Genomic DNA, 14,750 nt, shown 5'->3' on the forward strand with positions numbered 1-14,750 from the left:
CACCTTAATTCTTATCTGTTTGGAGTGATTATTCAGCAGTGCTAATTAGCGTGCCTTCCGCTTCACCCATTACCACACGACGTAATGCGCCTGGTTTGTTCATATTAAATACGCGGATTGGCATTTTATGGTCACGCGCAAGTGTGAACGCTGCCAAGTCCATAACTTTTAGCTCTTTTTCAAGCACAGTTGTATAAGACAGCTTATCATACAGCTCTGCGTCAGGGTTTGCCACTGGGTCTGCACTAAATACGCCATCTACTTTTGTCGCTTTTAGAACTACGTCAGCTTCAATCTCAATACCGCGCAAACATGCAGCAGAATCAGTGGTGAAGAATGGGTTTCCAGTACCTGCCGAGAAAATAACCACTCGACCTTGACGCAATTGACTAATCGCATCGGCCCAGTTGTAATCATCACAAACGCCTTTAAGAGGAATAGCCGACATCACACGAGCGTTCACGTAAGCACGGTGCAGAGCATCACGCATTGCTAAGCCGTTCATAACTGTCGCAAGCATACCCATATGGTCGCCAACAACACGGTTCATGCCAGCTTCAGCTAGACCAGCACCACGGAATAAGTTACCACCACCGATAACAACGCCAACTTGAACACCCAGTTCAACCAGTTCTTTTACTTCCTGAGCCATACGGTCAAGTACCGTAGGATCAATACCAAAACCTTCTTCGCCTTGTAGCGCTTCACCGCTAAGTTTTAACAGGATACGTTGATATGCTGGTTTAGGGTTCGTAGTCATGAAGCTTACCTTCCAATAGAGAGTTGTCGATTAACGGTCATGGTTTGAAACTAAATATCGAATTCCAAATCATCACAATTAATCTCAAGCTGCCATTCGTAAAAAGACCGCAGCCTTGGCTACGGTCTTTTTTTAGGCAAAATCGCTAGGATTAACCTTTTTGAACCATTGCAACTTCTTCAGCGAAGCTTAGTTCTTGAGCTTTCTCGATACCTTCACCAACTTCTAGACGAACGAAGTTAGTTACTGTTGCGCCTTTAGCTTTCAGCATTGCGCCAACAGTTTGAGAAGGATCCATGATGAACGCTTGACCTGTAAGAGACACTTCACCAGTGAACTTAGTCATGCGGCCTTCAACCATTTTCTCAGCGATTGCAGCTGGCTTACCAGATTGCATTGCGATTTCGATTTGAATTTCACGTTCTTTAGCAACAACGTCAGCTGGTACATCTTCAGGATTAACGTACTCAGGCTTAGCAGCAGCAACGTGCATTGCTACGTGCTTGATAGTTTCTTCGTCAGCATCGCCAGCAACAACAACACCGATACGGTCGCCGTGACGGTATGAACCCACTTTAGCGCCTTCAATGAATTGAACGCGACGGATAGTGATGTTCTCACCAATTTTAGCAACTAGAGCGATACGTGCTTCTTCAAACTTAGCTTGAAGTGCTTCGATATCTAGACGCTCAGTAAGAGCAACTTCTAGAACTTCATTAGCAAAAGCTAGGAAGCTAGAATCTTTAGCTACGAAGTCAGTTTGGCAGTTTACTTCTAGAAGCGCAGCAACGCCGTCAGCTTCTTTGATAAGGATTGTGCCTTCAGCTGCGATGTTACCCGCTTTTTTAGCTGCTTTAGCCGCACCGCTTTTACGCATGTTTTCAATCGCTAGTTCGATGTCAGCGTTTGCTTCAACAAGTGCTTTTTTACATTCCATCATACCTGCGCCAGTACGCTCGCGCAGTTCTTTTACTAGAGCAGCAGTTACAGTTGCCATTCTCTATTCCTCAGTTGATTCTGGTGGTAAAAATCAGGGGCCGATTGTTTGGCCCCTGATGCTAACTATAACTTAGTCAATGCATCAATCGTGTGACACATAGACGACTAAGCGTGACTCAGAGCCGCTATTATTCAGCTTCTACGAAACCGTCTTTTGCAGCAGCAATTGCAGCTGCATCTTTGTTACGACCTTCGTTAACCGTTTCTGCAACAGCGTTTAGGTAAAGCTGAATTGCACGGATTGCATCATCGTTACCTGGGATAACGTAGTCAACGCCGTCTGGGTTAGAGTTAGTATCAACAACAGCGTAAACTGGGATACCTAGGTTGTTTGCTTCTTTAACTGCAATGTGCTCGTGATCAGCATCGATTACAAACAGTGCGTCAGGTAGACCGCCCATGTCTTTGATACCACCAAGAGATTTCTCTAGCTTCTCCATTTCGCGAGTACGCATTAGAGCTTCTTTCTTAGTTAGTTTATCAAAAGTACCGTCTGTAGATTGAGCTTCAAGCTCTTTTAGGCGCTTGATTGACTGACGAACAGTTTTCCAGTTAGTTAGCATGCCGCCCAACCAGCGGTTGTTAACGTAGAATTGGTTGCTTGCGATAGCAGCTTCTTTAACAGCTTCAGATGCAGCGCGCTTAGTACCAACGAAAAGAACTTTACCTTTTTTCTCGCCAACTTTGTGTAGCTCAGCTAGAGCTTCGTTGAACATAGGTACAGTTTTTTCTAGGTTGATGATATGAACACGGCTACGAGCACCGAAAATGAATGGCTTCATTTTTGGGTTCCAGTAACGAGTCTGGTGACCGAAGTGAACACCAGCTTTTAGCATGTCGCGCATTGATACAGTTGCCATTTTAAAATCCTCTATGGGGTTAGGCCTCCACATCCCCCATGAATCCGACCCCTAACATCTATCCACTTAATGTAAATAGTTTTACTGTTGGAGCACCCCGGAACACGTGTCGGAATGTGTGTGATTTAAAGATAATGTGAGTGGAATGAATATGGGTTTCGCCAAAAATGGAGAAAACACACTTCGATTCCGGCGCGCTTTATACCATATTTAAGCCTTATCTGGCTAGAAAAAAATCCCTTTTCGCTTGTACTACTTTTATTCATTTTATGAAAATAAGTCTTACTTACAGAAAGGGACTTCTTGCGATTCACCGACGCACTGCTAGAATAACGCCCATTAGCACACGCCGTGCAAAAGAATGAATTAGAGAAAACCGATGTCTGTAAAAATAAAAAATGCCGAAGAAATAGCGAAAATGCGTGTAGCGGGTAAGTTGGCTGCTGATGTCCTAGAAATGATCGAACCGCATGTAAAAGTCGGTGTGACAACAGAAGAACTCGACCAAATTTGCCACAAGTACATTACTGAAGTTCAGCAAGCAATCCCTGCGCCACTGGACTATCACGGTTTTCCTAAATCAATTTGTACTTCTATTAATCATATTGTCTGTCATGGCATTCCAGCCTCTCAAGACGAGCAGTACGGTCAACTACAGCGCCCTGCGGTTCTAAAAGATGGCGATATCGTCAATATCGATATTACCGTTATCAAAGATGGTTACCACGGTGATACCTCTAAAATGTTTCTAGTCGGTGAAGTTTCACCTTCTGACAAACGCTTATGCCTTGTGGCACAAGAGTGTCTTTACATTGGCATGAAAAAAGTTAAACCTGGCGTTCAGTTAGGTGAAATTGGTACGGCGATAGAAAAGCACATTAAAACCAACAATAAAAACAATCCTCGCTTGAAGCTTTCTATTGTTAAAGATTACTGTGGGCACGGTATCGGCTCTGAATTCCACGAAGATCCACAGGTTGTGCATTATAAAAATGGCGACAGAACCGTATTACGTGAAGGTATGATTTTCACCATTGAACCAATGATTAATGCAGGTAAATTTGGTTGTCGCCTTGATGAAGAAGATAACTGGACAGTTTATACCGCTGACGGCAAAAATTCAGCGCAATGGGAACACACTATTTTAGTGACCGCAACTGGCTGTGAAGTGCTTACGCTGCGTGCAGAAGAGTCGATTCCTCGCTTAATGAATAACGCCTAATCACTCGGTTACGAATATCCCTGCTCGCAGGGATATTTTTTTATCGGTAGCGATTTGATACAGTCTCTCCACGTTGTGAATTTTCACTAGCATGGATTGCCGTTATGCCTTTTCAGTCACCACTGACCTTCTCCGATTCACAGATCACGATCAGTGAACTCAAACAGCAGCTTGAACATTTTACCGACTACCAGAAAAGCGAATTTCTAAATCACCATCCAGTGAACGACTTAGTGCTTGGTCGCTCTGAGTACATGGACCAACTGCTTTATCGCTTATGGGAATACTTTCAGTTTAATCAACTTGTTGATATTAGCTTAGTGGCGGTTGGTGGCTATGGCCGTGGCGAACTTCATCCACTTTCTGATATTGATATTCTCGTTGTTTCAACAACAACCTTGCCAGCAGAGCTTGGCCTTAAAATCAGCGAATTCATTACGCTATTGTGGGACTTACGCTTAGAAGTAGGTCATGCCGTTCGCACAGTTAAAGAATGCGCAGACATTGGGCGTGAAGATTTGACCGTAGCGACAAACCTTCAAGAAGCTCGCTTGTTATGTGGTAGCAACGACACCTTTCATCACTTAAAAATGCAAATCCACTCCGAGTCATTTTGGCCCAGTGAAACCTTTTACCGTGCCAAAATTCAAGAGCAGAGAGACCGCCACGCACGCTATCACGATACAACTTACAACCTTGAGCCTGATATCAAATCAACTCCGGGCGGTTTAAGAGATATTCATACATTAAGCTGGGTTGCGAGACGCCATTTTGGTGCTACCTCATTATTGGAAATGAGCCGCTTTGGTTTTTTAACTGACGCAGAATATCGTGAATTGGTGGAATGCCAAGATTTCCTATGGCGCGTACGATTTGCGCTACACATTGAGTTAAAACGCTATGACAACCGCCTCACTTTTGCCCATCAAGCTCAAGTAGCCGAGCACTTAGGATTCACTGGTGAGGGCAACCGCGGTGTAGAAATGATGATGAAAGAGTTCTATCGCACACTGCGCCGCGTTGCTGAACTCAACAAAATGTTACTGCGTTTGTTTGCTCAAGCCATCCTCAATAACGGTGAGGAGATACCTGCCGTCATTTTAGATGACGATTTTCAACGTCGCGGCAACTTGATTGAAGCGCGTAAACCAGCTCTTTTCCAAGCTCGTCCAGAAACAATTTTGGATATGTTTATTCATATTGCCAATGACTCGACCATTGAGAGTGTTGCACCTGCAACGATGCGCCAATTGCGTACTGCTCGTCGCCGCTTGAACAAATTCCTACACACTATTCCCGAAGCTCGTGAAACCTTCATGGCGTTAGTACGCCATCCCAATGCACTACATCGTGCATTTAGCTTGATGCACAAATTAGGGGTACTCGCAGCTTATTTGCCACAATGGAGTCAGATTGTAGGACAAATGCAATTTGACCTTTTTCATGTTTATACTGTTGATGAACACAGTATTCGTTTGCTCAAGCACATCAATACTTTTAACCATGCCCAAAATCATGACAGGCATCCGATTTGCTGTGAAGTCTACCCTCGCCTTCAGAAAAAAGAGCTACTGATCCTCGCCGCGATTTTCCACGATATTGGTAAAGGTCGTGGTGGTGACCATTCTGAAATTGGTGCAACCGAAGCGTACAATTTTTGTATTGAACATGGTTTATCCAAACCAGAAGCCAAACTTGTGGCTTGGTTAGTGCAAAATCACCTTTTGATGTCGGTCACCGCTCAACGGCGTGATATTTATGACCCAGATGTCATCACAGAATTTGCCAAAAAGGTCCGTGATGAAGAGTATCTAGAACATTTAGTGTGCCTAACCGTAGCCGATATTTGCGCAACAAACCCAGAGCTCTGGAACAGTTGGAAGCGCACGTTATTGGCTGAACTTTTCCATTCAACTCAACGCGCATTACGCCGTGGCTTAGAAAACCCCGTCGATGTCCGTGACCGAATTAGACACAATCAACAACTGGCGTCAGCATTACTGCGCAAAGAAGGTTTTAATGCGCGAGAAATCGAAGTGCTCTGGCAACGGTTTAAAGCTGATTACTTCTTACGCCATACCCACAAGCAGATCGCCTGGCACTGTACACACTTACTGCGTCATGAAGACTCAAGCCAACCACTCATTCTGCTTAGCAAAAAAGCAACTCGAGGTGGCACCGAAGTTTTTGTGTACACCAAAGATCAACCTGCCGTGTTCGCCACCGTAGTCGCTGAACTTGACCGACGCAATTTAAGTGTCCACGATGCGCAAATCATGTCGAGTAAAGATGGCTATGTACTCGATACATTTATGGTTCTAGATCACAACGGTGAAGCAATTGATGAAGATCACCATGATTTTGTTATAGAAAATCTGCTTAATGGTCTGAAAGCAGGTTGGCAAGATAAATTGAAATTACGCCGTACACCACGCAACTTACAACATTTTAAAGTGAAGACCAGAGTCGATTTCTTACCAACAAAAAGCAATAAGCGCACCTTAATGGAATTTGTTGCACTTGATACACCGGGGTTACTCGCAACGGTTGGTCGCACGTTTACCAATTTAGATATTCATTTGCATGGAGCAAAAATCACCACCATTGGCGAGAGAGCGGAAGATTTATTCATTCTAACAAGCTCTCAAGGAGGAAAATTAAGCGAAGAAGAGGAATTAAGTTTACGCGAAACGCTAATAAAAAATGTCTCTGAACTTGCGCCAAATTAAAAGGAGACGGAAAGCGATCTTGCCCACAAGTTGAGGTATTGGTGGGGTTAGGAACTATCTAGCGATGATTTAGCCTGCTACATTGAAACAGGTCGTTGATGTGTCACATAAAATAATAGAGGTCGCTTATGTTTCCATACCTCATAGGTTTAGGTATTCAAGATCCTAAACAAATTGAGCGCTATTCACTTCGTCAAGAAGCACATAAAGATGTGTTGAAGATTTACTTTCATAAGCAGAAAGGTGAGCTTTTCGCTAAAAGCGTAAAATTTAAGTACCCCCGACAGGTAAAAAATGTCTTAGTCGACAGTGGTAGTCATCAGTATAAAGAAGTTACCGAAATCAACCGTAACTTGACGTTAGTGATTGATGAACTGAACAAGATAACGAAACCAGCAACACAGGCCGAGATAGACCTTAAGCAAAAAATACTCACTGATCTGCGTCATTTAGAAAAAGTCGTCTCCAGCAAAATTTCTGAGATTGAAGCCGATTTACAGAAACTTAAATAACACCCAATTTATAACCAAGAAAAAAGGTTCCATAGGGAACCTTTTTTAAAGCCACCCGGCATAGAGCCCCACCCAATACAGTGCAATTGCCGACATCAACCCGGCAACAATATCGTCAAGCATGATCCCTAACCCACCATGAACTCGTTTATCTAACCAACCGATAGGCCAAGGTTTCACCATATCGAAAAAGCGAAACAGTATAAAACCGGTGACCAGCCACTTCCAATCAAAAGGGGATAAGTTAAACAGTGGCACCACCAACATGGTTATCCAAAAACCAGCAAATTCATCCCAAACAATCGAACCGTGATCATGAACCTGCATATCATCAGAGGTCACTTGGCAAATTTTAATGCCGACCAAACAGGTTATCACTACGACGCTGGCATATAACACGGTAGGTAACTGCACAAGCAGTAAGTAAAAAGGCACACTCGCCAATGTTCCCATTGTACCGGGTACTACAGGCGATAGACCACTGCCAAACCCTGTAGCTAAAAGGTGCCACGGATTTTTCAATGAAAGACGAGATAGCGGATTGGTCATAAATTCACCTTAAAATGATCATAGCCATTGAGCTGCCAATTAAGCACTTTACCTTGATGATGTAATTCAAATGTACCTTGTGGACGGATCTGTCCAATACAACTCACTTTACAACCACAATGAGCGAGCGCACTTTCAATGGACCCTTTGTTCTGTTCTGGAACGGTAAAGCACAGTTCGTACTCTTCGCCACTGGTCAAAGCATACTGCTGCGCTATTTCAAGATTGCCGACAAACTGCAACAGCTCTTGTGATAAAGGTAACGCTGCAACATCAAGACTGACGCCAACCTGAGAGCGTTCGAGTATATGTTTGATGTCTGAAATCAGACCGTCAGAAATATCAATGGCTGCTGAAGCCAAATTCAGCAATGCCTGACCTGCCAGTATCCTCGGTGTCGAAAGATAGTGGCGCTTTTCTAACTCAAGCGCAAATGGTTTAGCACGTAACGCATTGTTAAGAATAACATCCAACCCCGCCTTGCTATCGCCAAGATCACCGGTGACATATACCCAATCGCCCACTTTAGCACCGCTGCGAAGTAACGCTTGTTCTTGAGGAACAAAACCTTGCACCGTGAGCGTTAAACTTAATGGCCCTTTGGTGGTGTCACCACCAATCAGTTGGATATTGTAGTAATTGGCAAGTTCAAAAAAAGCATCGCAAAATGGCTTTAGCCATGCCTCATCGGGATTTGGCATCGTGAGTGCAAACGATACCCAAGCGGGTGTTGCTCCCATTGCAGCAAGGTCACTGATATTAGAAGCTAGCGCTTTATGTGCGACCCAAGCAGGGTTCGCATCTATCAAAAAATGTGTACCCGCCACCAAAGTATCAGTACTGATCGCAATACGAACATTTTCAGGCGGTTTAACTAATGCGCAGTCATCACCTAAGGCGAGAAATACGTCTTTACGTTGCGGTTGACGGTTAGAAAAATAGCGATTAATTAAATTAAATTCACCGGACATGCCAAGTTTCCTGCCCTTAGTTTTTATTATTGTGGCATTCCTCGTTGCTAGAGCTATACCCTTTCGACTGAAGTTGCAGCGGTGTTGGCTACGTTCGCTCCCCCCAATCACATAGCTTATCTATGCTGATGGGGATGAACTCACTTGCCACCTACCTGCAACTTCAAGTGGTTTGGGTATATAGCAGAGAAATATTGTCATAAAAAAGGTCAGCATATGCTGACCTTTTTATTTTTAAACGACTAATTATTTTTTGCGTACGTGAGGTGCGGCTTTATCAAGTACACCATTCACAAACTTATGGCTATCTTCAGCTGCAAATACTTTAGCTAACTCAATCGCTTCATTGATGACCACTTTATAAGGAACATCTTCACGACGAGTCATTTCGTACATGGCTAAACGAAGTAACGCCAATTCCATCATGTCCAAATCCTGCATAGGACGAGACACGAAAGGACGCAATTTGCTATCTAGCTCTGTGTGGCTTAGCACTACACCCGTGAGCAGATCACGGAAATATGCAACGTCGGTTTCTGGAGCCGTTAAAGCAGGCTCTGCAGCATGATGCTCTTCTTCATCATACTTACCACCCGAGAGGAATTGCTCTTCGACAGTGGCTACATTTTCTTTTGTAATTTGCCAAGAATAAATTGCTTGTAGCGCAAATTGACGTGCATTACGACGTGCGGCTGGTTTCACACTGGCCCCCATTAGGAATCGATTTCAGAAAGAACGTTAATCATCTCAAGCGCGCTTAGTGCAGCTTCTGCACCTTTGTTACCAGCCTTGGTTCCTGCGCGTTCAATGGCTTGATCGATAGTATCAACAGTTAGGACACCGAATGCGACTGGAAGGCTGTATTCCAATGACACTTGTGCCAAACCTTTATTACATTCACTGCATACATAGTCAAAGTGTGGTGTACCACCACGGATAACAGTACCGAGAGATACGATTGCATCGTATTTACCTGTTTTTGCAACACGTTGAGCAACAAGAGGTAATTCTACAGCACCAGGGCAGCGAACAACGGTAATGTTGTCTTCGCTAACTTGTCCGTGACGCTTTAAAGTATCGATTGCACCAGAAAGAAGACTTTCGTTAATAAAACTGTTGAAACGAGAAATAACGATAGCAATTTTTGCATTTGGCGCTGGGAAGCCACCCTCGATCACTTTCATAAGCTTTCCTTTAACTATATTCACAAGTGAGAATCGCCGGATTCTAGCACAAATTTGTGAGCAATATCTAATGGAAATTCGGCTTAGCGTTCAAACCAAACACCAAACTCTAAAAATAACAAAGGAAGCCTTTCGCTTCCTTTGACTAACAGAACCTTGCACTATCACATTCAATTTAGAAAAAACGCGCTAGATTCAGAAAATTATTCACAGACGTATTCGATAACGTTAAGTCCAAAACCACCCAGAGCATGATACTTTTTATTCGCCGAAGATAGCAGACGCATTTCACTTACACCTAAATCGGCCAACATCTGCGAACCGACACCGACACGGCGTGATGTGCCCTGTTTTTTCGCTAGCGTTGGTGCTTCACCCTTATCTTGTTGCTCGAACATTTTAACACGATGAATCAATAAATCGGTTGACTCTTCATTGCCCAAAATCACCAACACACCACCTTCACTACCAATGCGTTGCATTGCCTTGTCTAACGTCCAACTACGCTCTGCATTACGATCACTGCGTAGTAAATCGGTAAACGTATCTTGTAAATGCACACGCACTAATGGTGCTTGTTGTGCTAGCGTCTCTTTTTTCAATGCATAATGAATTTGATTATCAATGATGTCACGGTAGGTAAAGAGCTCGAACTCACCATATTCAGTTGGTAATTTGCATTGCGCGACACGTTCAATGGTCGTTTCGGTGTTATTACGATATTCGATTAAATCCGCAATAGTGCCCAACTTTACGCCATGCTGCTGTGCAAAAACTTCCAAATCAGGACGACGCGCCATTGAGCCATCTTCGTTAAGGATTTCCACAATCACAGAAGCGGGTTCTAACCCAGCAAGGCGCGCTAAGTCACACCCGGCTTCAGTATGTCCCGCACGAGTTAATACCCCACCTTCTTGTGCCGCTAGCGGGAAAATATGCCCCGGCTGCACTAAATCAGACGCTTTGGCATCTTTCGCGACCGCAGCTTGTACTGTCACTGCACGATCAGCCGCAGAGATACCTGTCGTTACCCCTTCAGCAGCCTCAATAGAGACGGTGAAATTGGTTGTGTACTGGGCGTTATTATCTTGCACCATTGGTGGCAAGCCCAAACGCTGGCAACGTTCTTTGGTCATGGTTAAACAGATCAAACCGCGACCGTATTTAGCCATAAAGTTAATCGCTTCAGGGGTAACATGTTCAGCGGCCATGATCAGATCGCCTTCATTTTCACGATCTTCGTCATCCATCAAGATGACCATTTTACCTAGACGAATATCTTCAATAATTTCTTGTGGCGTACTAATTGACATAATCTCTTCCTATGACTGGATTACTTTCCGCTGCCTGCCCATATCAAGGCAGTAATGATATTGCCGCTTAGGCAAAACCATTTTGCTGTAAAAATTCCATGGTGATTTTAGATTCCGGTGCATCTTCACCGCGCTGAACTTGAAGTAAACGCTCCATATAACGCGCAAGAACATCCACCTCTAAATTCACTTTACGTCCAACATGAAAATCATTGATAGTGGTTTCTTCTGATGTGTGAGGAACAATAGTCAGTTTGAAGGCGTTTTTCCTTAACTCATTAACGGTCAAACTGATGCCATCGACAGTGACTGACCCTTTTTCCGCCACGTACTTATTCAGTTCCTTCGGCATTGCGACCCATAATTCTATGGCTCGGCCAACACTGTTACGCTCAATGATTTCGCCAACGCCATCGACGTGTCCTGAAACAATATGACCACCAAAGCGTGTGGTAGGAAGCATCGCTTTTTCTAAATTAAGTTTGTCACCAACTTGGTAAGCGGTGAAACCTGTCTTATTTAGTGTTTCGAGGGATAGATCTGCGCTGTAATAGTGAGGGCCAAAATCAACCACTGTCAAACACACACCATTGGTAGCAATGCTGTCACCTAGCTTTACATCAGCCATATCAAGGTTGCCAACGTTAACCGTAACACTGATATCTTCACCTTTTGGTGTTATGGCAGCGAGCGTGCCCACTGCTTCTACAATTCCTGTAAACATCTTATTTATCTTTTAGTTTCGGTACAGCTGTGATCCGAATATCCGGCCCAACTTGTCGTACATCTTTAATTGTTAACTCTAAGGCCTCGGCCATAGAGGATAACCCTAATGTACCAAATAAACCTCGGCCATCGCTGCCCATTATTTTAGGGGCTAGATAGAGAATAATTTCATCCACCAGATCTGCTTGCAGTAATGACTTAGCAAGCGTTGCTCCGGCTTCAACCCACAAATGATTAATATTGTGTTGCTGAGCGAGATATTCAAAGGTTCGCGTCAAATCAAATTGATCATTTTGATTGAGTAACGTTCGATGATCTGCCGTTAGCGAGATGATTTCACTTGGCTCATGGAAAAGGTTGAGTGAGGCATTCAGCTGTTTCTGACGATCTAAAATAACGCGGATCGGTTGACGAAGTTCAGTGTGGCTGTAGCTATCTTGAATCGATTCTGGTAACTCATTCCAACGAACCGTTAATGAAGCATTATCTTCGATAACGGTTTTACTGGTTGATAAAATGGCCCCACTTTTAGCACGAAAATGCTGCACATCACGCCGAGCCGCTACCGAGGTAATCCACTGACTTTGCCCATTACTGAGTGCGGTTTGGCCATCTAAGCTTGCGGCCATTTTCAACTGTACAAACGGTATGCCCGTTTGCATACGTTTGATGAATGCGGGATTAAGTGCGATAGCATCCGCTTCTAACAACCCAACTTCGACCTCAATCCCCGCATCTCGCAGCATTTGAATTCCACGCCCAGCGACTTGCGGGTTAGGGTCTTGCATTGCACAAATCACCTTAGCAACTTTGGCTTTGATCAATCCCTCGGCACAAGGTGGTGTTCGACCATAATGCGAACATGGTTCGAGAGTTACGTATGCCGTCGCGCCTTCAGTACGATCACCAGCCATGCGCAAAGCGTGAACTTCAGCATGTGCTTCTCCAGCTCGATAGTGGAAGCCTTGGCCAACAATTTCATCGCCTTGGGTTATCACACATCCAACATTGGGATTAGGAGCGGTAGTAAACTGGCCACCTTTCGCAAGTGCAATCGCCTGCGCCATCATTTGATAATCAAACGGAGTAAACATGGCAGTTAGTCTTCCAACTTCGCGATTTCTTCGCCAAATTCACGAATGTCTTCAAAGCTGCGATATACAGAAGCAAAACGGATATAAGCGACTTTATCGAGTTCTTTTAGCTGATCCATCACTAAGTTACCAATCATTTCACTTGGTACTTCCCGTTCTCCTGTCGCGCGTAACTGAGACTTAATCATGCTGATTGAAAGCTCAATCGCATCAGCACTAACAGGACGTTTTTCGAGTGCGCGCTGGATACCACCGACCATTTTATCTTCATTAAATGGTTCACGATTACCGTTCGACTTAATGACTTTCGGCATCAATAATTCAGCTGATTCAAACGTAGTAAAACGCTCATTACACGCTAGACATTGGCGACGACGACGTACTTGATGGCCATCTGCCACTAGGCGCGAATCAATGACTTTGGTGTCGTTCTCTGAACAAAAAGGACAATGCATATCACCTCCATAGCAATGTGCATTAGTGTAACGGAATTGGTGGCGAAGTTGAAAGCAAAAGGGGCCGCGTAGCCCCTTTTCAACCAATGTTTAGTAGGTTTTGTTAACTGCGACACCGAAGTCATTTATTGACGAGATAAGTAGTTCGCTTTTCCAACCCATTTATAGCTGGTGAGCTCTTCTAAACCCATGGGGCCACGAGCATGCAGCTTCTGTGTTGATACTGCCACTTCAGCGCCGAGTCCAAACTGCGCCCCATCGGTAAATCGAGTCGAAGCATTAACGTAGACTGCCGCAGAACCAGCCGCATTAATGAAGAGTTCGGCATTAAACAAATCGTTAGTCATTATCGCGTCAGAATGGCTCGCATTATGATCACGCATATGAGTGATAGCTTGCTGAACATCACTCACCACCTTCACGCCCAAGGTATAACTTAGCCATTCGGTATCGAAATCACCATCAACAGCCTCTCGCAATTGCTTAGCATCACCCATCAAGGCTTTAGCTTTTGGTTCTGCAACAAATTCGACTTTGTCGCTTAAGCGCTGCACCAGTTTGGCCAAAAATTCACTCGCAATCGATTGGTGCACGAGCAATGTATCTAACGCGTTACACGCAGAAGGGCGTTGTACTTTAGCGTTTTCAATCACATCCACCGATTTGTCTAAATCAGCCGACTGGTCGACAAAAATATGACTGATACCAAACCCACCAATAATTACCGGTATTGTGCTATTTTCTTTGCACATTTTATGCAAGCCAGCCCCACCGCGAGGAATGATCATATCGACATAGTCATCCAACTTCAGTAGCTGTGAAACAAGCTCACGATCTGGCTTTTCAATGTATTGCACGGAAGCGGCAGGAAGCTTTGCTTTCTCAAGCGCAAGCTGAATAACTTTGACCAACTCCATGTTGGAGAAAAAGGTTTCTTTACCACCACGTAAAATACTGGCGTTCCCTGTTTTTAAACATAAAGCCGCAATATCAATGGTTACATTAGGACGCGCTTCGTAAATAACCCCAACCACACCGAGCGGTACGCGGCGACGCGATAATGACATACCATTTTCTAGTACTTTACTGTCAATTTCACTACCGACAGGATCATTAAGGCCGATCACATTACGCACATCGCTGGCAATCGCCTTAAGACGAGATTCATTGAGTAACAGTCGATCAAGCAGCGCATCGCTTAAACCAGCGTCACGACCAAGCTCAATATCCTTCGCATTTGCAGCAAGAATGGTTTCAAGATTGGCTTCTAGCTCATCAGCTATGATGGCGAGCGCAGCATTTTTTTGTGCCGTTGATGCTGTCGCAAGGTGAAAAGCCGCCTCTTTGGCCGCTTTTCCCATGTTGATTAAGTCCAC

Annotated in this window: 15 protein-coding genes; 3 read left to right on the forward strand and 12 right to left on the reverse strand. The window is 44.2% G+C overall.

Annotated features, from left to right (window positions below; all coding sequences use genetic code 11):
- Positions 1-28: 28 nt before the first annotated feature.
- The 3 genes from pyrH to rpsB all read right to left on the reverse strand — a co-directional run bounded on the left by pyrH (position 29) and on the right by rpsB (position 2,619).
- A complete protein-coding gene (gene pyrH, locus EYW48_RS00390) occupies positions 29-760 on the reverse strand; it encodes a UMP kinase (RefSeq protein ID WP_053310920.1) in 732 nt (243 codons plus the stop codon).
- Positions 761-911: 151 nt separating this feature from the next.
- Positions 912-1,757, reverse strand: coding sequence for a translation elongation factor Ts (tsf, locus tag EYW48_RS00395; protein WP_171979448.1), 846 nt, complete (start codon positions 1,755-1,757; stop codon positions 912-914).
- Positions 1,758-1,887: 130 nt separating this feature from the next.
- Positions 1,888-2,619, reverse strand: coding sequence for a 30S ribosomal protein S2 (gene rpsB / locus EYW48_RS00400; RefSeq protein ID WP_053310918.1), 732 nt, complete (start codon positions 2,617-2,619; stop codon positions 1,888-1,890).
- 379 nt (positions 2,620-2,998) lie between these two features.
- Between rpsB and map the strand changes: the two genes are divergently transcribed.
- The 3 genes from map (at position 2,999) to EYW48_RS00415 (ending at position 7,082) form a co-directional block, all read left to right on the forward strand.
- A complete protein-coding gene (map, locus tag EYW48_RS00405) occupies positions 2,999-3,841 on the forward strand; it encodes a type I methionyl aminopeptidase (RefSeq protein ID WP_053310917.1) in 843 nt (280 codons plus the stop codon).
- A 104-nt stretch (positions 3,842-3,945) separates the two neighbouring features.
- Positions 3,946-6,570: a bifunctional uridylyltransferase/uridylyl-removing protein GlnD gene (gene glnD / locus EYW48_RS00410; RefSeq protein WP_261917447.1), complete on the forward strand. Its 2,625-nt coding sequence runs from the start codon at positions 3,946-3,948 to the stop codon at positions 6,568-6,570.
- Between the two features lie 128 nt (positions 6,571-6,698).
- Positions 6,699-7,082, forward strand: coding sequence for a DUF3461 family protein (locus EYW48_RS00415; RefSeq protein WP_176312830.1), 384 nt, complete (start codon positions 6,699-6,701; stop codon positions 7,080-7,082).
- 45 nt (positions 7,083-7,127) lie between these two features.
- Here the strand turns inward: EYW48_RS00415 and pgpA are convergent, their stop codons facing one another.
- From pgpA to EYW48_RS00460, 9 genes are all read right to left on the reverse strand, one after another.
- On the reverse strand, positions 7,128-7,631 hold the full coding sequence (pgpA, locus tag EYW48_RS00420) for a phosphatidylglycerophosphatase A (RefSeq protein WP_168521297.1): 504 nt from the start codon (positions 7,629-7,631) through the stop codon (positions 7,128-7,130).
- The gene (gene thiL, locus EYW48_RS00425; RefSeq protein WP_171979452.1) at positions 7,628-8,602 is read right to left on the reverse strand and encodes a thiamine-phosphate kinase; all 975 of its coding nucleotides are present in this window, start codon (positions 8,600-8,602) and stop codon (positions 7,628-7,630) included. The genes pgpA and thiL overlap by 4 nt, the downstream gene beginning before the upstream one ends.
- Positions 8,603-8,848: 246 nt before the next feature.
- Positions 8,849-9,316 (reverse strand): transcription antitermination factor NusB, encoded by a 468-nt coding sequence (gene nusB, locus EYW48_RS00430; protein ID WP_053310912.1) that lies wholly within the window; start codon positions 9,314-9,316, stop codon positions 8,849-8,851.
- Positions 9,316-9,786 (reverse strand): 6,7-dimethyl-8-ribityllumazine synthase, encoded by a 471-nt coding sequence (gene ribE / locus EYW48_RS00435; protein WP_005440184.1) that lies wholly within the window; start codon positions 9,784-9,786, stop codon positions 9,316-9,318. The genes nusB and ribE overlap by 1 nt, the downstream gene beginning before the upstream one ends.
- A gap of 203 nt (positions 9,787-9,989) precedes the next feature.
- The gene (gene ribBA, locus EYW48_RS00440; protein WP_053310911.1) at positions 9,990-11,099 is read right to left on the reverse strand and encodes a bifunctional 3,4-dihydroxy-2-butanone-4-phosphate synthase/GTP cyclohydrolase II; all 1,110 of its coding nucleotides are present in this window, start codon (positions 11,097-11,099) and stop codon (positions 9,990-9,992) included.
- 67 nt (positions 11,100-11,166) lie between these two features.
- Positions 11,167-11,823 (reverse strand): riboflavin synthase, encoded by a 657-nt coding sequence (locus tag EYW48_RS00445; protein ID WP_171979453.1) that lies wholly within the window; start codon positions 11,821-11,823, stop codon positions 11,167-11,169.
- A gap of 1 nt (position 11,824) precedes the next feature.
- Complete coding sequence (gene ribD / locus EYW48_RS00450; protein WP_176312829.1) at positions 11,825-12,919, reverse strand: bifunctional diaminohydroxyphosphoribosylaminopyrimidine deaminase/5-amino-6-(5-phosphoribosylamino)uracil reductase RibD; 1,095 nt, start codon at positions 12,917-12,919, stop codon at positions 11,825-11,827.
- Positions 12,920-12,924: 5 nt separating this feature from the next.
- Positions 12,925-13,374, reverse strand: a complete 450-nt coding sequence (gene nrdR / locus EYW48_RS00455; protein ID WP_053310908.1) for a transcriptional regulator NrdR — start codon at positions 13,372-13,374, stop codon at positions 12,925-12,927.
- 125 nt (positions 13,375-13,499) lie between these two features.
- On the reverse strand, positions 13,500-14,750 hold the full coding sequence (locus EYW48_RS00460; protein WP_053310907.1) for a glutamate-5-semialdehyde dehydrogenase: 1,251 nt from the start codon (positions 14,748-14,750) through the stop codon (positions 13,500-13,502).

The organism is Vibrio sp. 1180_3 (assembly GCF_029478545.1).
GTDB lineage: Bacteria > Pseudomonadota > Gammaproteobacteria > Enterobacterales > Vibrionaceae > Vibrio > Vibrio aestuarianus.

Excerpts from the sequence above, each read along its gene's own strand:
- pyrH (WP_053310920.1), bottom strand. The coding sequence starts at position 760 with ATGACTACGAACCCTAAACCAGCATATCAACGTATCCTGTTAAAACTT.
- tsf (WP_171979448.1), bottom strand. The coding sequence starts at position 1,757 with ATGGCAACTGTAACTGCTGCTCTAGTAAAAGAACTGCGCGAGCGTACT.
- rpsB (WP_053310918.1), bottom strand. The coding sequence starts at position 2,619 with ATGGCAACTGTATCAATGCGCGACATGCTAAAAGCTGGTGTTCACTTC.
- map (WP_053310917.1), top strand. The coding sequence starts at position 2,999 with ATGTCTGTAAAAATAAAAAATGCCGAAGAAATAGCGAAAATGCGTGTA.
- glnD (WP_261917447.1), top strand. The coding sequence starts at position 3,946 with ATGCCTTTTCAGTCACCACTGACCTTCTCCGATTCACAGATCACGATC.
- EYW48_RS00415 (WP_176312830.1), top strand. The coding sequence starts at position 6,699 with ATGTTTCCATACCTCATAGGTTTAGGTATTCAAGATCCTAAACAAATT.
- pgpA (WP_168521297.1), bottom strand. The coding sequence starts at position 7,631 with ATGACCAATCCGCTATCTCGTCTTTCATTGAAAAATCCGTGGCACCTT.
- thiL (WP_171979452.1), bottom strand. The coding sequence starts at position 8,602 with ATGTCCGGTGAATTTAATTTAATTAATCGCTATTTTTCTAACCGTCAA.
- nusB (WP_053310912.1), bottom strand. The coding sequence starts at position 9,316 with ATGGGGGCCAGTGTGAAACCAGCCGCACGTCGTAATGCACGTCAATTT.
- ribE (WP_005440184.1), bottom strand. The coding sequence starts at position 9,786 with ATGAAAGTGATCGAGGGTGGCTTCCCAGCGCCAAATGCAAAAATTGCT.
- ribBA (WP_053310911.1), bottom strand. The coding sequence starts at position 11,099 with ATGTCAATTAGTACGCCACAAGAAATTATTGAAGATATTCGTCTAGGT.
- EYW48_RS00445 (WP_171979453.1), bottom strand. The coding sequence starts at position 11,823 with ATGTTTACAGGAATTGTAGAAGCAGTGGGCACGCTCGCTGCCATAACA.
- ribD (WP_176312829.1), bottom strand. The coding sequence starts at position 12,919 with ATGTTTACTCCGTTTGATTATCAAATGATGGCGCAGGCGATTGCACTT.
- nrdR (WP_053310908.1), bottom strand. The coding sequence starts at position 13,374 with ATGCATTGTCCTTTTTGTTCAGAGAACGACACCAAAGTCATTGATTCG.